We start from the raw sequence: 20,317 nt of genomic DNA, 5'->3' as shown, positions 1-20,317 counted from the left end.
CCCGCGACGGCGCGCGCCAGCTCGGCGCCGCCACGTGCAGGCAGCCTCGGCGTGGCGCGGCTCAGTCGTGCCGCGGAAGGCGCTGGTCGAGCTCGGCCAGCCGGGCGGGGGTGCCGACGTCGGTCCACGCTCCGCGGTGGTGCGTACCGCCGATTTGGCCGCGCGCCATGGCTGCGCGCAGCAGCGGAGCAAGCTTGAACCGCGGCGGCGTGTCGTCGGCGCCGGCGGCGTCGCCTATCGCCGCGCGCCAGTGCTCCAGCAGCTCGCGGCGGTAGACGCCGATGCCGCTGAAGGTCAACCGCGGCATGCCTTCGTCGTGCAGGTGACTTTGGGCGTCGAGGGCGAAATCGCCCTGCGGGTGATGCGCGGGATTTTCGACCATCACCAGCTGCGCGAGGCCCTGCGGCTCCAGCGGCAGCGCGGCATAGTCCACATCGCTGTGGATGTCGCCGTTGACCGCGATGAAGGGCGCCTCGCCAAGCAACGGCAGTGCGTTGAGCATGCCGCCGCCGGTTTCCAGCGGCACCGTGCCCTCGTAGGCGTAGCGGATGCGCAGGCCCCAGCGGCTGCCGTCGCCCAGCGCCTCGGGGAACTGACCGGCCAGGTGTGACGTGTTGATCACCACGTAATGCACGCCGGCGGCGGCGAGCTTTTCCAGATGCCATACGATCAGCGGCTTGCCGCCGGCCTCGAGCAACGGTTTGGGTGTGTTCTCGGTGAGCGGACGCATGCGCTCGCCCAGGCCCGCGGCGAAGATCAGCGCGTGCCTCATGCGGTCGCCGGCTTGGTGATGTCGCGATCGCCGATGCAACGCTCGATCAAGGCAGCGAAGTCGGCCAGTTCGGGATAGCGGCGCGCGACGTCGAGCACGTAGCCGAGCACGCGCGGCAGGTCGGCCAGATACCCGCGTTTGCCGTCGCGGTACCACAGGCGGCAGAAGATGCCGAGCACCTTGAGGTGGCGCTGCAGGCCGATCAAGTCGACCCAGCGGCGGAAGCGGGCGGTATCGACCGCGGCATCGAGCAGGCTGGCCTGAAGCGCGCGCTGGCGATATTGCTCGACCCACTGCGTGATGCGCGCCTCGTCCCAGGCGATGTAGCAATCGCGCAGCAGGGAGGCCAGGTCGTAAGCGAGCGGACCGTGCAGCGCGCCCTGGAAGTCGATGATGCCAGGGTTGCGCAACAGCGGCACGCGATCGGCTGATTGCGGAGCCGGCTCGGTTTCAAGCAAGGGCGTCAGGCAGGGCAGCCCGCGCCCACCGGCTGCGGCGTCCCCGACGAGCATCAGGTTGCGGCTGTGGAAATCCCGATGCACGAACACGCGCGGCTGCTCGGCGGCGTTGTGCAGCAGCACGGTGAATGCCTGCTCGATCACGTCCCACTCTTCGCACTCGGGCGTGTAGCCCAGGTGGCGCTGCAGGAACCATTCGGGCATCAGCTCCAGTTCGCGCTGCAGGAAGGCGTGGTTGTACGGCGGCAGGTCGGTGCCATCGACGCGGGTCTGCAGGCGCAGCAGGGCGTCCATGGCCTGGCCGTAGAGTGCATCGACCGTGTCGTCAGCCAAGGCCGGCAGGTAGGGCTGCCGGCCAAGGTCCTCGATCAGCAGGAAGCCTTGCGCGAGATCGTGCGCGAGCACCGCGGGAGCGTGCAGCCCGGCCGCGCGCAGGCGCTCGCCGATGGCCAGCCATGGCGCGGGGTCTTCCAGTGCCGGGGGCGAGTCCATCACGATCCAGCTGGTGCCCTCCGACTGCGTGCGCCAATAGCTGCGGAAACTGGCGTCGGACGAGGCCGGCTCCAGCGTGAGCGTGGTATCGCCGAGGGTGGCGCGGGCCCAGGCGAGGCGGGTGACGGCACGGTCGGGGGCGGTGGTCATGGGCGTGTGGGGCAGGGGCATCGCCCCAGCTTAGCGAGCCGACGCGCGCGCGGTCCATGGGACGGTGTAGGCGGCGGGTGGCGGGAGGTTCATTCCGTGAGACGGCGTTCTGGGATACTCGGGACTTGCGCGCTGCTTGCATGGTGGGCTGAAGCCCACCCTGCGGTGGCGCCTGCCCATTTGCTGGAGATCCCGACCGCATGACCCGACGATCCGGAAGCGCCGACCTGCCGCTGCATGGCGGGCGCGTGCCGCGCTGGCTGGCGGACCGGATGACGCGGCTGGGCGCGCTGATGGCCGAGGTGATCGTGCGCGAGTACGGCCGCGACGAATTCCTGCGCAGGTTGGCCCACCCGTTCTGGTTCCAGTCCTTCGGCGCGGTGATGGGCATGGACTGGCATTCCTCCGGCATCACCACCAGCGTGATCGGTGCGCTCAAGCGCGGGCTGGCGCCGCTGTCGGGCGAGCTGGGCATCCACGCGTGTGGCGGGCGCGGCAAGTATTCGCGCGCCACGCCGGGCGAGCTGGTGGCGATCGGCGAGAGGGTCGGCTTCGACGGCAGCGCGCTGGCAAGCGCGAGCCGGCTGGTGGCCAAGGTGGACAGTGCCGCGGTGCAGGATGGGTTCGATCTCTACCTGCACGGTTTCATCGTCAGCGACGACGGCCAGTGGGTGGTGGTGCAGCAGGGCATGAACGGCGAGCGCCGCCAGGCGCGCCGCTACCACTGGCTGTCGGAGAACCTCAAAAGCTTCGTCGACGACCCGCACGCGGCGGTCGATGGGCCGGGGCAGGGGCGCATCGTGAACCTGGCCGACCGTCGCGCGCAGGCCTCGCGCCTGGCGCAACTGGATCTGCTGCAGACGCTGGGACCCGACGGCATCGCGCGCGAACTGGGGCGCATCGAAGGCAAGCCTGCGCCCGCGCCGCCGGCCGACGCACCGCTGCAACTGGGGCTGTTGCCGCACCTTTCGATGCCCGACCACCACGACGTGCGCGGTACCGACGTGGTCACGCGGCGCCTGCATGGCGCGCTGGCCGCCGCGGCGCAGAACGGTCCGCGCGATTTCATCGAACTGCTGCAGGTGCCGGGCGTGGGCGCCCGCACCGTGCGCGCGCTGGCGATGGTGGCCGAGGTGGTGCATGGCGCGCCGTGCCGTTTCAGCGATCCGGCGCGCTTCTCGCTGGCGCACGGCGGCAAGGACCGCCACCCGTTCCCGGTACCCACGCGCGTCTACGACCACACCATCGGCGTGCTGAAGTCCGCCGTGGAGAACGCGAAGCTGGGCCGCGACGAACAACTGGCCGCGCTCAAGCGGCTCGACGAACAGGCGCGCCGGCTGGAACGGCACGCCAAGGGCCCGTCGGTGGAGCAGTACATCGCCGACGAGCGCGCGCGCTCGCACGAGTACGGCGGACGCAGCGTGTTTGGCTGGGAGCCGCCGGCGGAGCTGTCAGCCGGGCGGAAGAAAGTTTCCTAGCGCTTCGTAGGGTGGGCTTCAGCCCACCGCCTTTCCCGCAAGCGCGTGGTGGGCTGAAGCCCACCCTACGGTCGGTCTCAAGATCGGGACGGTATGGCCCAGCAGCACTGCGCGTAGGCGCGAAGCGCCGAAGTCGTGCGCCTGCCCCGGCCTCCACATGGGCGCCCCGCGGAGCGCGGTCAGTGCCGGTGTCGCGATGCCAGCTTCAGGCAACGCTGGTAGCGCCCATCCACGCGCTTGGCGAACCAGGCGGTGGTGAGCTTGCGGGTGATCTTGGGGCTTTCCAGGCGGATGCGCGGCAGCATGGCGCGCGGCAGCGGCTTGCGGGCGGTGGCCTCGGCCAGCTCAAACACGCGTGCGTACAGGTCGGTGCGCGCGAAGTCGGGGCTCTCGCCCTGCGCCAGTGCGTCGTGGATGTCGCCTTCGTCCAGGTCCAGCCGGCCCACCAGCGTGCGCACAGCGCGTTCGGTGGCGCCGACGCCGCCGTCGTAGCGGAGCAGGTCGCCGTCGAAGTCCAGCGGAATGCCGGAGGCCACGCTCACGGCGTTCTGGAACGCTGCATTGCGGCTGGCGTACCAGCCGGCGTTGAAGTCGGCGAAGCGGTAGAGCATGCGCGGGTAGTCCGCCGGATAGCCCAGCAGATGGGCGATCCCGAAATACATGCCGCCGCGACGGCTGAACACCTCGTGGCGAATCGACCCGTCGACGGGGTACGGATAGGCGTGATCGTTCGCGTAATCTTCGGCGAAGGCCACGCTGACCTGCATCGGGCCGCCGGTGTGCACCGGGTTGCCGTCGCCCAGCAGCCGCCGGCCCAGCGGCACCATGCCGATGAAGTCCTCGTACAGCCGGCTGAGCTCGCGCTCGGTGCGCACCGCGGCCAGGCGCTCGCCGTAGCTCTTGCCGCCGGGTGAGTCCAGCGCGAGCGCGGCGCGCACGAGAAACCCGGGGATGTGGTGTTGCGCGGCGCGACGGTCGATCTCCTTGCGCGCGATGCGGGCCAGGCCGGGCACTTGGGGTTCCGCGTGGAAGGACGACTCCTGCGCGGTAACGGCCAGCGCTGCGCACAGGTTGCTGTCGGTCGGCGGGATGTCCAGCGCGGCGAAGGCGGCGTAGACATCGGTTGCCCAGCCGCCGCGGTCGGCGGTATCGGCGGGCAGCATCCGCACGATCTGCGCGCGCACCTCGGCCGGGCGGCGCGGCGGCGCTTCCACGCGCGGCCGCGCGCAGCCGCCGAGCAGCGCGAGCAGGGCGAGCATGGTTGCGAGGCGCAGGCAGGACCTGGTGCCCGACCTCTCCCCGGCGGATGCGGCAGGGACTTTCATCTCCCGGCCTCCTTGCGCCGTCGGCGCCTCCAGCGCAGCCAGCGCCGCTCCAGCTGGCTCAGCGCCCAGCGCGTGGGGCGGCGCAGGAAGGGCAGATCCTGGGCGAGCAGCACCAGGCCCAGCGGCAACATCCACAAGCCCAGCAGCGGCAGGAAGCTGAACAGCCCGGCCACGATCAACAGCACGCCCACCGGAATGCGTACCCAGCGCGACGAAGGCGCACGCAGCCACCGCAGCGGCAGGCGGACCCAGCGCGGCAGCCGGCGCTCGAAGCGATCGAGCCGTCGGTTGAGGCGGTCTATGTCTTTGAGCACCCGAAACTCCGGTCGCGACGGCTTGTCATTCGACTATGCGCCGTACTGAAACGCCAGCGCGCAGGTTCTGCCGGTTCAGCGGCGGCTACGCATCAGGCGGATCAACCAGCCCATGCCGGCCAGCCCCAGCGCCAGGCCGATACCCGCACCCCAAAGCGCACCCGTCGTGCCGTTCAGGGCGTAACCGATGCCGAAGCCGAGCAGGAAGAACAGCGGAACCGGAAGACAACCCATGGAGCATCGAAATGGGTTCGCTCAGCGGCAGGTTCAACCGTACCGGGCCCGGGAACCACGTCACGCCCGCGATGCCGGAAGGTCGGAACCGGCGTGGGTGTTTGGTTAGTATCGGGATTCTTGCCGGGGGAGATGAGCCATGAAGCGCCTGTGGATCGGATTGATCGTCGTCGTGTTGGCGTTGGTGGCACTCGCCGCCGCGGCCTTGCTGCTGGTGGACGTCAACCACTTCCGTCCGCAGATCCAGGCCTCGCTGGGCAAGGCGGTCGGGCGCCAGGTGAGCATCGGCAAGCTCCACATGGCGCTGTGGTCCGGCTCGCTGGAGGCGGAGCAGATCCGCATCGGCGACGACCCGGCCTTCGGCGAACAGCCCTTCGTCAGCGCCCGGTCGCTGGAACTGGGCGTGCAACTGTGGCCGCTGCTGGTCCACCGCGAACTGCACGTCACCTCGCTGACGCTCGAACAGCCCGTGGTGCGCCTGCTGCAGAACCGCAAGGGCGAGTGGAACTTTGCCGGGCTTGGTGGCGGGCCGGCGCCGGCACCGGAAGAGGCGGCCGCGGCGCCGTCCGGGCTCACGGTCGAGCGGTTGCGCATCGAGGACGGACGCATCGAACTGACGCGCATGGCCGGCGACCGCAAGGTCTACAGCCACGTGCGGCTGAGCGCGGACCATGTCGGCACGCAGACGGCGTTCCCGTTCCAGCTTGCCGCCGACATCGCCGGCGGCGGCACGCTGGCGCTCGAGGGCAAGCTTGGTCCGTGGAAGGCGGGCAACGCCGTGCTGACGCCGGTCGACGCGCAACTGGCGATGCATGACCTGGACCTGGTCGGCGCCGGGCTGATGGCGCGCGACAGTGGCGTCGGCGGCGTGCTCGACCTGGATACGCGCATTGTCTCGGCCAAGGGCGTGCTGACCTCGAAGGGCCGCATCGAGGCGCGCAAGCTGCAACTGGTCGCCTCCGGCGCACCTTCCCCGCAGCCGTTGCAGATCGACTACAACGCCAGTTATCGGCTGGCCGCCGGCACCGGCCGCATCAGCGGCACCGTGCTGCATAGCGGCGCGGCCGAGCTGGCCATCGGCGGCAGCTTCGACAACCGGCCGGCGGTGATGAAGCTGGACCTCACCGTGAAAGGCCAGCGGCAGCCGATCGACGACCTGCAGCCGCTGCTGCCGGTGTTCGGGGTGATCCTGCCGAAGGACTCGCGGCTGGCCGGCGGTACCGCCAGCATGGATCTCACCGTGCGCGGCCCGCTCGATGCCCTGGTCATCCACGGCCCGGTCGCGCTGGACGACACGCGGCTGGCCGGCTACAGCCTGGGCGCCAAGCTCGGTGGCGCGCTGGCGCTGGTCGGCATCAGCGCGCCGAAGGACACCGTGATCCGCCACGCCGAGGCCACGCTCACCATCTCGCCCAAGGGGATCGACGCCGACCCGGCCCGCGCGCAGATCGCGCAGCTGGGCAGTTTCACCGGCTAGGGCCGCATGGCTGCCGACGGCGGGCTCGATTTCCGCATGCTGGTCAAGCTGGACAAGGGCATCACCGGGGCCGGCCAGGCCGGGCAGGGGCTGGCTGGCCTGCTGGGTGGTTCCAAGGCCGGCAGCGCCCTCGGCGGCCTGCTCAAGGGCATGAGTACCAACGGCGTGGGCGTGCATGTGGGCGGCACCGCCAGCGCGCCCAGCTTCAAGCTCGACCCGCGTGCCGCCGCCGGATTGCTGGAAGCCGGCAGCCACGGCGACAGCGCCAAGCCGGCGACGCGCGAGCCGCCCAGCAAGAAGAAAGAGGACGTGCTCAACAACCTGCTGCAGAACGCGCTCAATCCGGGGCATTGAGCTTGGCCGACGCGGAAGCGGCCGATTACATCGTGATCGGTGCCGGCCCGGCCGGCTGCGCGGTGGCGGCGCGGCTGGCCGATGCGCCGGAGCGGCCGTCAGTGTGCCTCGTGGAAACGGGGCCGGCCACGCCCTCCTGGCTCAGCCGGGTGCCGCTGGGCATCGCCGCGCTGGTGCCGTTCCGCAACCGTCACAACTACGCCTACCAGACCGTACCGCAAGAGCAACTGGATGGCCGTCGCGGCTACGTGCCCCGCGGCCGCGGCGTGGGTGGCAGCAGCCTGATCAACGCGATGATCTGTACCCGCGGCCAGCCCCAGGATTACGACGGCTGGGCAGCGCTCGGTTGCGCGGGCTGGAGTTGGCGCGAGGTGTTGCCGCTGTTCCGCCGCATCGAAGACAACCAGCGCGGGGCCGACGACTGGCACGGGGTCGGCGGGCCGCTGCCGGTGAGCGACCTGCGCTCGCCCAGTCCGCTCAGCCGCGTCTTCGTCGATGCGGCGGTGCAGTGCGGCTATCGGCCCAACGACGACTTCAACGGCCCTCGCCAAGAGGGCGTGGGCCTGTACCAGGTGTTCCAGCGCGACGGTCACCGGGTCGATGCCGGAAGCGCCTACCTCGGCGATGGCGGGGCCCGGCCCAACCTGCGCGTGCTGGCCGGGCAGCCGGTGCGGCGCATCCTGTTCGAGGGGAAGCGTGCGTGCGGCGTCATCATCGGTGGGCGGCAGCTGCAGGCGCGGCGCGAGGTGATCCTGTGCGCCGGCGCGATCGGCTCGCCGCAGTTGCTGATGCTCTCGGGCGTTGGCCCGGCGGCGCACTTGCGCGAACTAGGCATCCCGGTGGTGCATGACGCGCCGGACGTGGGCGAGCACCTGCAGGACCACATCGACTACGCCGCCAACGTACGGATGCGCGCCGCGGGCCTGCTTGGCCTGCATCCGGTGGCGGTGGCGCGCGTGGCCGGCAGCATCGGCGCGTTCCGCGCGCGCGGCGAAGGCCTGCTGACCAGCAACGCCGCCGAGGCCGGCGGTTTCATCAAGAGCGATCCGGCGCTGGACCGGCCGGACCTGCAACTGCATTTCTGCGTCGGCATGGTCGATGACCACAACCGCCGCATGCACCTGTCCACCGGCATCGCGCTGCACGTCTGCGTGTTGCGCCCGCAAAGCCGCGGCCGCGTGCGCCTGGCCGCGGCCGACATCGCCCGCGCGCCGTTGATCGATCCGCACTTCCTCGCCGCGCCGCAGGATCGGGAGCTGCTGCTCGAGGGCGCGCGCATCGTGCGCCGCATCCTCGCCGCACCGGTATGGGCCCCCTACCGCGGGCGGCCGTTGCACGGCAACGGCGCGGAGGACGACGAGGGTTTGCGCGCGCTGATCCGCGCGCACGCCGACACCATCTATCACCCGGTCGGCACCTGCCGCATGGGTGCCGATGCGCGTGCCGTGGTCGACCCGCAGTTGCGCGTGCGCGGCGTACAGGGCCTGCGCGTGGCCGACGCTTCGATCATGCCCACGCTCGTGAGCGGAAACACCGAGGCGCCCTCGGCCATGATCGGCGAGAGGGCGGCAGCCTTCGTATTGGCCGGTCCCGACTGAGCCCGGCATCGCCGCCGCCTCACCGTCCGCCGACCGATCACCGTGCCGAGCACCTGTAGAGCCCACTTGCGGGCTATCGGGCGAGCGGAAAGCCACACCCGCCCGAAGACACCTGCAACGACCGGCGGCGGCTGGACGCGCGCGACCGTAGGGGCATCCGGACGGGACCGGACGCGCACGGGCGCGCTCTTTACGGAAACCCTCGAAAAACGAAAGCTTCCGACGCCCACTGTGGGAGCCCACTTGTGGGCGATGCTTCTGCCGGTGCAATCAGGCGTAAGGGCATCGCCCACAAGTGGGCTCCTACAAAAGCGTCGCGCGAGAGGGAGTTGTTCGAGGTTCCCTTACGGACCGCATGTCCGCGGCAACAGTCCGGCCGGAGCCGTCGATAACTGATCCCCGCGAGGCGAACGCCTCACTTGGCCGTGATCGCCTGCGCAACCTGCAGGTGGTCCCTGAGCATGGGCAGTCCGTCGCGCGCGATCCCGCGCAACTCCGGATCGTGGGCGTCCCTGGCCGCCTGTTCATACAGCGGGATGATCTTCTGGTGCTCCTTGACCATCATGCCCGCGAAGGCCTGGTCCAGCGCCTCGCCCTGTAACCGCTGCAGTTGCAGGGTGTCCTCGGTGACATCTTCCGGCGGCGTGCCGTGGGCCTGGCCACGGGCCTTCTGGGCGACCGAGAAATCCGTGAACTTGCGGTTCAAGGCCTCGTGGTCGTCGATGACCTGTTGCGCCAACGCGCGAACCTGAGCGCTGGCGGAGCGGTCCAGCGCGACCTTGGCCAGGGTGATCTGCATCGAATTGTCGGCGGTGGCCTTGGCGACGAAGGCCTGTTCCTGCTTGTTCAGCGTGTGCGACGTGCTTGGCGTCTCCGCGGCGGGCGACGGCGGGGCCATTGCAGCGCATGCGAGCCCAAGGCCGAGCAGCAGGCGGCGAGCGGCGGGGGTCGGGACTGATGGCAGCTTCATGAACGGCTCCGTTGCAGGCGTGGAGCCCGAACGCTAGCCGCCGGACCGGAAAGGCGCGCTCTAGCGGCCGTGAAGGCGGCTCGTCATGTTTGGCGGCGGCAGGCTTGTGCGGATGCCGGCGGATCGCTACGTTCGGCGCATTCCCTTTGCCGGAGTCGCCATGCCCGTCCATGTCCGCCAAGCCACCGTCCACGACCTCGATGTGCTGGTGCCGCTGTTCGACGGCTATCGGCAGTTCTATGGCCAGCGCGCCGATGCGGAGGGCGCCCGCGGCTTCCTGGCGGCGCGCTTCGCGCACCACCAGTCGGTGATCCTGCTTGCGCTGGACGGGCAGGGCGCCGGGCTGGGCTTTACCCAGCTCTACCCGGTGTTCTCGTCGGTGCGGATGGTGCGCAGTTACCTGCTCAACGACCTGTTCGTGGCGCCTTCGGCGCGGCGGCAGGGTGTGGCCGGGGCGCTGTTGCGCGAGGCGGCCGCGCATGCCCGCGCGCTCGGCGCGGCCAGCCTGTCGCTGTCTACCGCGCTGGATAACGGGCCGGCGCAGGCGCTCTACGAAGCGCTGGGCTGGCAGCGCGACCGCCAGTTCTGCGAGTACGCGCTCACGCTCTAGCGGCACGTCTTTATGGCCGGTTGCGTCGAGGCGCACTCCCGGCCCTTGATCCTGACTCCCTTGGCCGACCGGTCCGCCATGCTCTATCTCGCCTCCCAGTCTCCCCGTCGCCGCGAACTGTTGCGGCAACTCGGCGTGTCCTATGAAGCGCTGGACGTGGACGTGCCCGAAGTGCGCGAAGCGGGCGAGTCGCCCGAGGATTACGTCAGCCGTGTCGCGCGCGACAAAGCGCAGGCGGGACTGGCCGGGCTGGCGGATGTCTCCGCTGCGATCGTGCTCGGCTCGGACACCGAAGTGGTACTGGACGGCGAGGTGTTCGGCAAGCCGGCGGACGCACGGCAGGCCGCGGACATGCTGCGGCGGCTTGCGGGTCGTACGCACGCGGTCGTGTCGGCGGTGTGGGGCGTGAGCGCGGGGCAGGCACGCCACGAGCTTTGCCTCTCCAGCGTGCGCTTCGCCGCCCTGGACGAGGCGACGATCGCCGCCTATGTCGCCACGGGCGAGCCGTTCGGCAAGGCTGGCGCCTATGCAATCCAGGGACGCGGCGCGGTGCTGGTCGAGCGCCTGGAGGGCAGCTATTCCGGCGTGATGGGACTGCCGCTGTTCGAGACCGCGCGACTGCTGCGCGGGTTCGGCATCCTACCGGACTAGGGGGCGCTTACGGCTGCACCACCAGGTACTGGCCGCGATCGCCACTGCGACGAGGCTGGGCGCCGATCCTGACACACAGGGACGGGCTGTCCGGGCAGCGCACGAGCGCGCCGGAGCGCACCGCCTGCAGCACGTCATCCCCCAGCGCGGCGCGGTGCATGTTGTGCCAGGTGATCCAGCCGCTGCCTGCCACGGCCAGCACCGTGCCTGCCAGCAAGGCGAGCAGGCCGTTGCGCAGCAGCGAGCCCTGGGCGCGCGTGAGCAGCTTGCGCTGCTCGGCCAGGGCGTTGGCCGCCCATTTCGCCGCGTCCGCGCTCTGGCGCAGTTGCGTGTCTGCTGGACCCAGTGCCTGCCGCGTCGCGGACGCGATGCTTTCGCGCGCCTGCGAACCGATGGCTTCCAGCACTTTGCGCGAGAAGGCGTCAGCGCCGTCGGTCCAGCGCTGCGCGCTGCGGTCGAGCGCCGTTGCATTGGTTTCGATGCGCTGCAGGACGCCCCGGCTGCGCGCGTCAAGCTGCTCGGCGATGACCGCGAGCTTGACCAGCATTTGCTTCACTTCGTCGATGTGACCGCCGTCCATGGGCTTCTCTCTCGCCTGTGTTTCCGTCACCGCTGCATGGCCACCGCCGCGGAAGCCTCCTGCATCGGGCCCTGGCCGGCAAGCACGGGTTCCAGCGAAGGCATCGCCGTTGCCTGGCTGTACTGCTGGATCTCGCGCCACCAGTTGCCGCCTTGCGGCGACCGCAGGTAATCGCCCGCCACGGCATCCATGGCGCTATCGTCGCGCTTGAGGGCGGCCTGGTATAGCCGCTCGACCATGGCATCGACCGAGTTGCCGCTGACGTCGCCGGCCAGGGCCGGCTGCGTGGCGTCCTGATCGGCCGTTGTCGGCTGTCGGCCCGTTTCGCGAGCGTCTTCCGGGACCGGCCCGATGGCGACCGGCTGGAATTCGAATTGCTGGATCAACGCCTCGTCGCGCGGCAGGGCGTTGTAGGGATCGCCGACCACGCGGTAGCCGTGGTGATGGTGTGTCGGTGCCTCCAGCGTGTTATAGCCGCCCGGCTCCAGCCGGTCGACCTTGTTCCACACCCGGTAGAGAAACAAGCCCTCGGTGGACCGGTGCACCACGTTGAGGCGGGGGTCGGTCGGCTCGGGCGATTTTTCCAGGAACGGGCGGTCGCTCAGTGCGTTGAGGTAATCAACCATCAGGTTGCCGCTGCGGATGCTCAGGCCGTTGCGCAGGTAACCGCCACCCACGTCCGAATGCGCGCCTGGCACCAGCACGCCCAAGAAGCGGCCGTCCGGCGTCAGGCCTGGATCGATGATGTGATCGGACTTGAACAACCCGCGGTGCTCGTCCTTGGCGAAGATCTGCACGCCGGAGATCACCGACGGCGGTAGCCGCCGGTCGTAGTCTTTCACCGGCGCGCCGGTGCCTACCGGGTCGAACAGCCCGACGGCCTGGGCTACCTTGCCGGGTTCGACCAGGGGAGGCTTGGTGTACTCAACGTGGGTGATGTTGCCGTGGGAGTCGTAGCTGTAAATCGCGCCAAGCGGATCCTGGATGCCGCGTTCGTGGACCAATCGGGCGAAGCTCGCCGCTTCTTCCGCTCCTCGGCTGAAGCCAATATCGGCAAGACTGATCTTGGCATTCGGATCCTCGCGGAGCCATTCTGCGGCCTTACCTAAGAATTGGGCATACATCGCTTCGACGCGCGCGCCATGGGTAAAGCCGATGGCGCCATCAAAGACACGCCTGATCGCATGATCCTCCGTGCCGGGACCAGGTACGTAGCCGACGCTAATGTTTTGCTGGCCATTATCAAGCAGGTCAACGATCTGGCCATCGATTTTGGCAACATTGGTGGCGTGCAGCGGATCTTTGAACTTGTCATTGCCGGTGCCGTCGAAGGCCGCTACAAAAAGGCGTGTGTGCGGATCATTCGATCGAAGGAAAGTGGGTGCCTTGAAGCGCGATAGCGAGGCACTGGCATCCCGGTAGAACAACATATCGCTAGCGCTGGCTGGATAAGATGAGACGCCATCGTTCAAAAGGCCGTCGGTGATGTCCTCGTTGCCCATCCGTGGCTCCAGTTCCTGTCGTTAGTACGTTCGCGTCCAAGTCAAGATCAAATCGTCCCTGAAATTGCTGTACTTATTACCAGGTATTTGTTCTTTTTTCGTGGGAATGATTGCTTTCATGAAAACGCTTATCGTGCGATCGTTCACCTCAAGAAAAATGCTTGGCGGTCCTGCTGGTCCCGGGCCGGGATACAGGCCTTCAGCGATCTGGTCGTTAGGAACGTTATAACGAATAAGTTCGTCTTTAAAGATGGCGCCGATATCGACTTTGGCTTCATGGGCCATGCCATCGAGCGACTTCCATTTCACTTCAGCTGGCGGTGGGAAATTAGGTATTCCTAGATAACCAGCCAAGCCCCACGCGTCCCGATAATCGGTTGAGGACGGCGGTGGAGCGATCTTGTCACCGTAATAACGTCGAGTGAAGTTGTTGTTGGCGTAAATCACCTCGCAGCCGATTGTGTTGTAGCAATGGGCGCGAAAATTATGCTGCTTGAACTTAAGTGGAAAATGATTTGGCGGCCTGTGCGTCGTCGAGGCCGAGGTTTTTGCAGGAAGTGCCATGGCGGATAGACATCCTGTCAGTGCGAGAAGGAGCAACAAGGTGCGGAGGGCGGGGCGGGGCAATCGCATCATCGGGCGTCCTGCTCGATACGGAACGGAGAAGGTCCGAATCTATGACATGCCTTTGTAGGCCTGCAACGGACCCATGCGCCTGGTTGCGACAGGTTTCGCTGATTCTTCAGGCAGCGCCGGATGACATGACGAACCAGGCCACCACCGCCAGCAGGTTGTTTACGCCATGCGCGACCACGGCCGGCCACAGCGAACCGGAACGCAGCCGCAGCCAGGCCAGGACCGCGGCCAGCAGGGCCAGGTTGGGCACGGCGTACCACAGGAAGCCGAGATCGGGCAGGTGCACGCAGGCGAACAGCAGCGAGCTGAGGGCGATCGCCCAGCCGGTGCCGACACGCCGCAACAGGGCCGAAAGAAGTGCTCCGCGGAACAGCAGTTCCTCCACCAGCGGTCCCAGGCTGACCACCAGCAGCGCCATCGGAATGCGCAGGGCCAGCGTGGCGGCGCTGCCGATCTGCTTGACGTCCTGGGTCACCTCGTGGCCGTGCGCGACCCACCGGGTCAGCCAGCCGCCGGCGATCGGCAGGGCCAGCCCCAGCAACACCGCCGCCAGGTAATACATCGGCTGGCCGGGACGGGTCAGCCCCAAACCCGGCGGGGCGCCATGCGACCAGGCCGCCGGCCACAGCCGCCGCACCAGCACCAGGGTCGCGCTGGCGGCCAGCAGGAGTGTCAGGATCACCAGCAGCGCGTGGACATCCGGTTGTGCCAGCACCATCCGGATGCGCGCCGCCATGCCGCTGGCCGGCGTGCCCGAGACGCCCATCGCGAAGCCCAGCACCAGCCCTACCAGCCCGCTGGCCACGAACTGCAGGACGAAATAAAGGACGATCATCCCGATGGCGCTGCCCAGGTGGGGCAGCCGCGTATCGTGCAGTGAGGGATGGAGGGAGCGGGAGGACATCGGCCGTGCGGGATCTGCTTGGAAGGGGCGGACGTGCGCGGCCCGAACACCCACGCTAGCGGCCAGGCCGGGCGCGCCGCAATCCCCCGGAAGTCGGGTCAGCCGGCCAGCATGGCCTGGCCCAGGCCGAGCACTGCCATCAGCAGTGTAGCCACCCAGGCCAGCATGCCGAGCGCGAAACCCGCACCGCGCCGGGATGCTTCGCGCAAGTAAGCCAGCGCGTACCAGATGCGCCCGGCCAGCCAAGCCAGGCCGGCGATGCCCGCCCAGAACGCAAAGCCGTAGGCCGCGGCCAGCCACAGCGTGGGCAGGAACAGCAGCGCGGCCTCGAGCGTGTTCATCTGCACGCGGAAGGCGCGCTCGAACGCCGGATGGCCGCTGGTCGCGGGGGCGTGGATGCCGTAGCGGCCGCGCGCCCGGCCCACCGCGAAGGCAGTGCCGAACATCAGCAGGACGGCAAGCAGGGTGACCAGGGCAGGCAGGTGTTGTGTCATCGGTGGGCTTCGCGATCGCTTGAACGGTGGCCTACTGTAGCGGCAACGTCCACGCACGCCAGACGCGACGGCGAGTATGGTCGCGCGACCGCGCTGCGGCGCATGGCGAGGCGGACGGCATGGACTGGCAGAAGGGCGAGCGCAGTCGCAACGTCGAGATCGACAGCGGCCGGGGCGGCGGTGGCGGGTTCCGCTTCGGCGGCGGCCGCGGGCTGGGCGTCGGCGGCCTGATCGTGCTGGCGATCCTGGGCTGGGTGTTCTTCAAGGATCCCACCGCGCTGCTCGACCAGGGCGGCCAGCCCGGCCAGGCGGTGCCGGCCGGCCAGCCGGCGCAGGTCGATCCGCAACAGCGCGACTTCGTCAGCGCGATCCTCGGTTCGACCGAGAAGACCTGGGGCGACATCTTCGCCGCCAGCGGGCGCCAGTACGCCGATCCCACGCTGGACCTGTTCAGCGGTGGCGTGCGCACCGCCTGCGGACTGGCTTCCACCGCGGTCGGGCCGTTCTACTGCCCCGGCGACGAGAAGATCTACCTCGATCTGTCCTTCTTCCAGGAATTGCAGGACCGCTTCGGCGCAGCCGGGGATTTCGCCCAGGCCTACGTGATCGCGCACGAGGTGGGCCACCATGTGCAGAAGCAACTGGGCGTGTTCGACCAGGTGCAACAGGCGCGCGCGCAGGGCGCGCCGATGGAAGGCGCCCGTGGCCTGTCCGTGCGGCAGGAATTGCAGGCCGACTGTTTTGCCGGCGTGTGGGCCAACCGCAGCGAGCAACGGCTGCACTGGCTGGAAGCGGGCGACGTGGAGGAGGCGCTCAACGCCGCCAGCCAGATCGGCGACGACACGCTGCAGCGCGAAGCACGGGGCACGGTGGTGCCAGACTCGTTTACCCACGGCAGCTCGGCGCAACGGGTGAAGTGGTTCAAGGCCGGGCTGGAGAGTGGGCAGCCGTCCAGTTGCGACACCTTCTCCGGGGACATCTGAGTGAGCGCGGTCGCGGGGCGGCCCTTCGACTTCGGCCCTGCGGGCCTACGCTCAGGGTGAACGGTCCATCCATGCTGTTCACCCATACCGTTCGCCCATGCCGTTCGCCCTGAGCGTAGCGAAGCGAAGTCGAAGGGTTGCCAGCCTCAGGACAGCCAAACCCAATCATCCCTAAACAGCTGCCTCCAAAGGGTTTTTCCTCCCCTCCATCCCTCTACCGCAAAACTTCGCCATACCCTAGAATCCGCGCGCTGCGCGCCAGGGGGTGCGCCTTCGGTCCGTCCCATGGCCCATCCCTGCCTGAGCTGCGGCGCGTGCTGCGCCTACTTCCGCATTGCCTTCCACTGGTCCGAAACCGACCCCTTCCTGGGCGGAACCGTGCCCGCGGAGCTCACCGAAAAGCTTGACCCACACCGGGTGGTGATGCGCGGTACCCAATCGAAGCAGCCACGCTGCGTGGCGCTGAAGGGGACCATCGGCGAGGCCGCCCACTGCGGCATCCATCCGATCAAGCCCTCGGTGTGCCGCGAGGTCGAGCCGTCGTGGGAGTTCGGGCGGCACAGCCCCCAGTGCGACAAAGGCCGCATCGCCCACGGGCTGACCCCGCTCGCGCCGGAGGACTGGCTCGACCATCCGGACGACAGCGTGCCTCCGTTGCCGCAGAGCGCGTGAGGGGCGCGGGGCGCGCGGTTCCGGCGCGGCGAAGCCGAGAACGCCGCGCGATGTCCCCGGAGTGCCCCTACCGTGGCGCCAGCGGCCGTCCCAGGCCCAATCGCAGCGGATCGAGCAGGTGGCCGTAGCGCTCGGCGCGTGCGGTGTTGCGGTCGAGGGGCTGGCGTACCTGTGCGGCACTGGGCGTGCGCACGCTGCGCATGGCGCGGTGGAAATCCAGGCAGGCAGGGTCGAAGGGCAGGCCGCAGAAGTCGAGCAGGGCGCGGATCTCGGCCTCCGGATCGGCCAGCAGCGCCTCGTAGCGCTGGGTGCGGATGCGCGCGGGCGCCCCCGCCTGCCAGCGGTCCATGGCCGCTTCGTAATCACGCACGTAGGCGGCGATGTCGGTCAGCGTGCAGGCGAAGTGCGGCAGCCGGTAGAACTGCTGCTTGAAGCACGACCATCCGGCCTCCAGTGCATCGCGCCGCGCGTCGACGATGCGCGCCGCCGGAAGCATCGCGGCCAGCACGCCGCTGTAGAGCCAGTTTTCCGGCAACTTGTCGGTGAAGCGCGGACGCTGCCGGCGCCAGCGCTCGGTGCGCTCGAGATAGCGCTGGCCCAGCCGCTGCCAGTCCTGCGCGCTGGCGGCGGGTACCCACTGCGGGAACGGCTGGCGACGGCGGGCGGACTCCTCCGCCAGCACCTCGCCCAGGTCGGGCAGCTCGCTGGCGCCTTCCACCTGCGGGTGTGCGGCGAGGATCTGTTCGAACAACGTGGAACCGGAACGCGGCAGGCCGACGATGAAGATGGCTTCGCTGCCCAGCGTGGGATCTACCGGCGTCGGCAGCGCGCCGCTGGCGGCGACCACCGCTTTGGTGAATGCGTGGAAGCCGCCCGCGTTCCAGGGCGCCAGGCGACGCTGGCGTGCGTTGGCATCGCCCAGCGCGGCAAAGGCTTCCGCGTAGGCGCCCTGATCCTCGCGCGCCTTGCCGAGGGCAAAGCCCATGGCGATGCGGTCGGTTTCGGCCAGGTCGGCGCGCTGGAGCAGGGCGGCCAGCCGGTCGCGGTCCGTGGCCGACAACGGCCGTGTCTTCATGTTGGCCAGGCCGCGCCAGGCATCGCCGCATGCCGGGTGCAGCCCCAGCGCCGCGCGGTAGCTGCGGTCGGCTTCGTCGAAGCGGCCCAGATGCACCAGCGCATCGCCAAGCAGAACGTGCGCGGGCAGCAGTCCGGCGTCGGCCGCGCAGGCGTGCTCCAGCGCCTCGATCGCGGGCTCGGTGAAACCCAGCACCTGCAGGTTGCGACCCAGGTTGAACCAGCCCATCGGGTAATCCGGCGCCAGCGCACAGGTGCGCCGCCAATACGCTAGCGCGGTCTCCACATCGCCGGCGGACTGTTCGGCGTTGCCCAGGTCGGTGAGCAGCAGCGGGTCGTCGGGCCAGTGCCCCAGCGCCCGCGTCAGCACCTCGCGCGCCGCGTCGGGCTGCCGGGCGCGGGTGTGCAGGATGCCGAGCAGGCGCAGGGCCTCGGGATGCTCCGAAGCCTCCGCCAGCAGGGTGCCGAGCGTGTGCTGGGCCGGCGGCAGCGCGCCATCGCGAATGCCCCGGGCCGCCGCCTCCAGTCGTTGCACCTGACCGGGCGAGAGACCCGCGGTGCGCGTGGCCATGTCGGTCGGGTGCTCGGGGCGGGGCCAGGAAGCGGGCATTGTGTAGTCTCGCCGGGTGGAACGGCGATGGTACGTCCCGCCGCGGGCCGAGGGCGAGCGGGCGGCGCGCACGCTCCCCGCGCCGTCACACGGGGTGCGGCGCGAAGCCGAAGGACCCGCGTGGGGTTACTTGCGCCGCGGCGGCTTGCCGCCCGGTCGCGGCTTGAAACCGCCCGGCCGCGGGCGCCGGGGCGGCTGGTCGCCGGCCGGCGTCTCGGTGCCGTCCCATTCGGCGATGCGCAGCTGCTGCTGGCTCACCCAGACCTTCTTGAGATGCTCGAACACTTCCGGCGGCATCCCTTCGGGCAGGTCGATCAGGCTGTAGTCGCCGCGGATGCTGACGCGGCCGATGAATCCGCTTTCCAGTCCAGCCTCGTTGGCGATCGCACCGACAATGTTGCCCGGCTTGACACCATGTTCGTGGCCGACCTCGATGCGGTAGGTGCGCTTGCCCGGCTCCGGCGCGTTGTGCGGACGCGGCGGGCGGTTGTCGAAGCTTCGGGGTTCGCGCGGCTTATGCTCCTGAGGCGGGCGGCGTTCGCCGGCACGCTCGCGCGATGCCCGTTCGCGCGGCTCGTATTCGCGCTTGGGCGGGGGCGTGAGCAGCAGCGGGCGGTCGCCCTGCGCGATGCTCGCCAGCGCGGCGGCGATCTCCAGCGCGGGTACGTTCTGCTCCTGCTCGTATTGCTCGATCAACTGCTGGAACTGGGCCAGTTCACCCTGCGCCAGGGTGTCGGTGATGCGCTGCTTGAAGCGTGCGATGCGTACGTCGTTGACCGCCTCGACGGTGGGCAACTTCATCTCCTCGATCGGCTGGCGGGTGGCGCGCTCGATCGCGCGCAGCATGCCCTTTTCGCGCGGCGTGACGAACAGGATCGCCTCGCCGCTGCGCCCCGCGCGGCCGGTGCGGCCGATGCGGTGCACGTAGCTTTCGGTGTCGTAGGGGATGTCGTAGTTGAACACGTGGCTTATGCGCTCGACGTCCAGGCCGCGCGCGGCCACGTCGGTGGCGACCAGAATGTCCAGCTTGCCGTCCTTCAGCTGCTGGATCACGCGCTCACGTTGCGGCTGGGCGATGTCGCCGTTGATCGCCGCGGCGGCCAGGCCGCGCGCGGTGAGCTTCTCGGCCAGCTCTTCGGTGGCCTGCTTGGTACGCGCGAAGATGATCATCGCGTCGAACGGTTCGGCCTCCAGGATGCGGGTAAGCGCATCGAGCTTGTGCATGCCGCTGACGAACCAGAAGCGCTGGCGGATGTTCGCCGCGGTGGTGGTCTTGGCCTTGATGGTGACCTCGACCGGTTCCTTCAGATGGCGCTGGGCGATCTTGCGGATCGGCGCCGGCATGGTCGCCGAGAACAGCGCGACCTGGCGGGTAGGTGGCGTGGCCTCGAGCACTTTCTCGACGTCGTCGATGAAGCCCATGCGCAGCATTTCGTCGGCTTCGTCGAGCACCAGGTACTTGAGCTCGGACAGGTCCAGCGTGCCCTTGTCCAGGTGGTCGATCACGCGGCCGGGGGTACCGACCACGACGTGCACGCCGCGGCGCAGCGCATGCAACTGCGGGCCGTAGCTCTGCCCGCCGTAGATCGGCAGCACCTGGAAACCGGGAATGTGCGCGGCGTAGCGCTGGAACGCCTCGGCCACCTGGATGGCCAGTTCGCGCGTGGGCGCCAGCACCAGCGCCTGCGGTTTGCCGGGCCTGGCTTCGAGGCGCGACAGGATCGGCAGCGCGAAGGCGGCGGTCTTGCCGGTGCCGGTCTGCGCCTGGCCGAGCACGTCGCGGCCTTCCAGCAGCGGCGGAATGGTCGCGGCCTGGATCGGCGAGGGCGACTCGTAGCCGACATCGGCGAGTGCCTGCTGGACTTCGGGGCCGAGTGCGAGCGCGGCAAAACCGGCCGGCGCCGGGTCGTGCTCGGCCGGCGTGGGACCAGAAACGGGGGATGACATGGGAACCTCGGAAAAAGGGCAGCGGCGATAGC

The 20,317-nt window shown here is 69.3% G+C and carries 21 protein-coding genes; 8 read left to right on the top strand and 13 right to left on the bottom strand.

The genetic code is table 11. The features are described from left to right. Positions 1-61 precede the first annotated feature (61 nt). Together murU and OSC30_RS13955 are read right to left on the bottom strand one after the other, a co-directional pair. Positions 62-772 (bottom strand): N-acetylmuramate alpha-1-phosphate uridylyltransferase MurU, encoded by a 711-nt coding sequence (gene murU, locus OSC30_RS13960; RefSeq protein WP_267172478.1) that lies wholly within the window; start codon positions 770-772, stop codon positions 62-64. Next, complete coding sequence (locus OSC30_RS13955; protein WP_267172477.1) at positions 769-1,872, bottom strand: aminoglycoside phosphotransferase family protein; 1,104 nt, start codon at positions 1,870-1,872, stop codon at positions 769-771. Before OSC30_RS13955 ends, murU begins: the two co-directional genes overlap by 4 nt. Before the next feature lie 200 nt (positions 1,873-2,072). Here OSC30_RS13955 and OSC30_RS13950 point away from each other — a divergent pair, with 200 nt between their 5' ends. Beyond that, a complete protein-coding gene (locus OSC30_RS13950; RefSeq protein ID WP_267172476.1) occupies positions 2,073-3,350 on the top strand; it encodes a DUF763 domain-containing protein in 1,278 nt (425 codons plus the stop codon). Between the two features lie 179 nt (positions 3,351-3,529). On the opposite strand, the gene OSC30_RS13945 is transcribed toward OSC30_RS13950, so the two are convergent. The 3 genes from OSC30_RS13945 to OSC30_RS13935 form a co-directional block, all read right to left on the bottom strand. Next, positions 3,530-4,609, bottom strand: a complete 1,080-nt coding sequence (locus OSC30_RS13945) for a DUF1615 domain-containing protein (RefSeq protein ID WP_267172475.1) — start codon at positions 4,607-4,609, stop codon at positions 3,530-3,532. Positions 4,610-4,671: 62 nt separating this feature from the next. Further along, positions 4,672-4,989 carry a hypothetical protein gene (locus OSC30_RS13940; RefSeq protein ID WP_267172474.1) on the bottom strand — a complete coding sequence of 106 codons (318 nt, stop codon included), beginning with the start codon at positions 4,987-4,989 and terminating at the stop codon, positions 4,672-4,674. A 75-nt stretch (positions 4,990-5,064) separates the two neighbouring features. Next, positions 5,065-5,223, bottom strand: a complete 159-nt coding sequence (locus tag OSC30_RS13935; RefSeq protein WP_267172473.1) for a hypothetical protein — start codon at positions 5,221-5,223, stop codon at positions 5,065-5,067. 139 nt (positions 5,224-5,362) lie between these two features. Here OSC30_RS13935 and OSC30_RS13930 point away from each other — a divergent pair, with 139 nt between their 5' ends. From OSC30_RS13930 to OSC30_RS13920, 3 genes are read left to right on the top strand one after another with little or no spacing between them, the layout of a single operon-like run. Beyond that, positions 5,363-6,700 carry an AsmA family protein gene (locus OSC30_RS13930; RefSeq protein ID WP_267172472.1) on the top strand — a complete coding sequence of 446 codons (1,338 nt, stop codon included), beginning with the start codon at positions 5,363-5,365 and terminating at the stop codon, positions 6,698-6,700. Positions 6,701-6,706: 6 nt separating this feature from the next. Next, positions 6,707-7,054 carry a hypothetical protein gene (locus OSC30_RS13925; RefSeq protein WP_267172471.1) on the top strand — a complete coding sequence of 116 codons (348 nt, stop codon included), beginning with the start codon at positions 6,707-6,709 and terminating at the stop codon, positions 7,052-7,054. A 2-nt stretch (positions 7,055-7,056) separates the two neighbouring features. Further along, a complete protein-coding gene (locus OSC30_RS13920) occupies positions 7,057-8,652 on the top strand; it encodes a GMC family oxidoreductase (RefSeq protein WP_267172470.1) in 1,596 nt (531 codons plus the stop codon). 415 nt (positions 8,653-9,067) lie between these two features. Here the strand turns inward: OSC30_RS13920 and OSC30_RS13915 are convergent, their stop codons facing one another. Then, positions 9,068-9,622 (bottom strand): DUF4142 domain-containing protein, encoded by a 555-nt coding sequence (locus OSC30_RS13915; RefSeq protein WP_267172469.1) that lies wholly within the window; start codon positions 9,620-9,622, stop codon positions 9,068-9,070. A 160-nt stretch (positions 9,623-9,782) separates the two neighbouring features. Between OSC30_RS13915 and OSC30_RS13910 the strand changes: the two genes are divergently transcribed. Both OSC30_RS13910 and OSC30_RS13905 read left to right on the top strand, forming a co-directional pair. After that, on the top strand, positions 9,783-10,232 hold the full coding sequence (locus tag OSC30_RS13910; RefSeq protein WP_267172468.1) for a GNAT family N-acetyltransferase: 450 nt from the start codon (positions 9,783-9,785) through the stop codon (positions 10,230-10,232). A gap of 78 nt (positions 10,233-10,310) precedes the next feature. After that, positions 10,311-10,883 carry a Maf family protein gene (locus OSC30_RS13905; RefSeq protein ID WP_267172467.1) on the top strand — a complete coding sequence of 191 codons (573 nt, stop codon included), beginning with the start codon at positions 10,311-10,313 and terminating at the stop codon, positions 10,881-10,883. Positions 10,884-10,890: 7 nt separating this feature from the next. Here the strand turns inward: OSC30_RS13905 and OSC30_RS13900 are convergent, their stop codons facing one another. The 5 genes from OSC30_RS13900 to OSC30_RS13880 form a co-directional block, all read right to left on the bottom strand. Further along, on the bottom strand, positions 10,891-11,463 hold the full coding sequence (locus OSC30_RS13900; RefSeq protein WP_267172466.1) for a hypothetical protein: 573 nt from the start codon (positions 11,461-11,463) through the stop codon (positions 10,891-10,893). Between the two features lie 26 nt (positions 11,464-11,489). Then, positions 11,490-12,965, bottom strand: coding sequence for a phospholipase effector Tle1 domain-containing protein (locus OSC30_RS13895; RefSeq protein WP_267172465.1), 1,476 nt, complete (start codon positions 12,963-12,965; stop codon positions 11,490-11,492). Between the two features lie 21 nt (positions 12,966-12,986). Further along, positions 12,987-13,529 carry a hypothetical protein gene (locus tag OSC30_RS13890; RefSeq protein WP_267172464.1) on the bottom strand — a complete coding sequence of 181 codons (543 nt, stop codon included), beginning with the start codon at positions 13,527-13,529 and terminating at the stop codon, positions 12,987-12,989. Positions 13,530-13,707: 178 nt separating this feature from the next. After that, on the bottom strand, positions 13,708-14,505 hold the full coding sequence (locus OSC30_RS13885; protein ID WP_267172463.1) for a CPBP family intramembrane glutamic endopeptidase: 798 nt from the start codon (positions 14,503-14,505) through the stop codon (positions 13,708-13,710). A 98-nt stretch (positions 14,506-14,603) separates the two neighbouring features. Next, positions 14,604-14,999, bottom strand: coding sequence for an MAPEG family protein (locus OSC30_RS13880; protein ID WP_267172462.1), 396 nt, complete (start codon positions 14,997-14,999; stop codon positions 14,604-14,606). Positions 15,000-15,118: 119 nt separating this feature from the next. Between OSC30_RS13880 and ypfJ the strand changes: the two genes are divergently transcribed. Together ypfJ and OSC30_RS13870 are read left to right on the top strand one after the other, a co-directional pair. Beyond that, positions 15,119-15,982 carry a KPN_02809 family neutral zinc metallopeptidase gene (gene ypfJ / locus OSC30_RS13875; RefSeq protein WP_267172461.1) on the top strand — a complete coding sequence of 288 codons (864 nt, stop codon included), beginning with the start codon at positions 15,119-15,121 and terminating at the stop codon, positions 15,980-15,982. 285 nt (positions 15,983-16,267) lie between these two features. Further along, the gene (locus OSC30_RS13870; protein ID WP_267172460.1) at positions 16,268-16,654 is read left to right on the top strand and encodes a YkgJ family cysteine cluster protein; all 387 of its coding nucleotides are present in this window, start codon (positions 16,268-16,270) and stop codon (positions 16,652-16,654) included. A 67-nt stretch (positions 16,655-16,721) separates the two neighbouring features. Here the strand turns inward: OSC30_RS13870 and OSC30_RS13865 are convergent, their stop codons facing one another. Together OSC30_RS13865 and OSC30_RS13860 are read right to left on the bottom strand one after the other, a co-directional pair. Then, positions 16,722-18,299, bottom strand: coding sequence for a tetratricopeptide repeat-containing sulfotransferase family protein (locus OSC30_RS13865; protein ID WP_267172459.1), 1,578 nt, complete (start codon positions 18,297-18,299; stop codon positions 16,722-16,724). A 165-nt stretch (positions 18,300-18,464) separates the two neighbouring features. Then, a complete protein-coding gene (locus OSC30_RS13860) occupies positions 18,465-20,285 on the bottom strand; it encodes a DEAD/DEAH box helicase (protein ID WP_267172458.1) in 1,821 nt (606 codons plus the stop codon). Between the last annotated feature and the right edge of the window lie 32 nt (positions 20,286-20,317).

It is taken from the genome of Frateuria hangzhouensis (genome assembly GCF_026410505.1).
GTDB lineage: Bacteria > Pseudomonadota > Gammaproteobacteria > Xanthomonadales > Rhodanobacteraceae > Frateuria_A > Frateuria_A hangzhouensis.
Note: the sequence above shows the minus strand (reverse complement) of the source record. Positions and strands in the feature narration are given on the sequence as shown.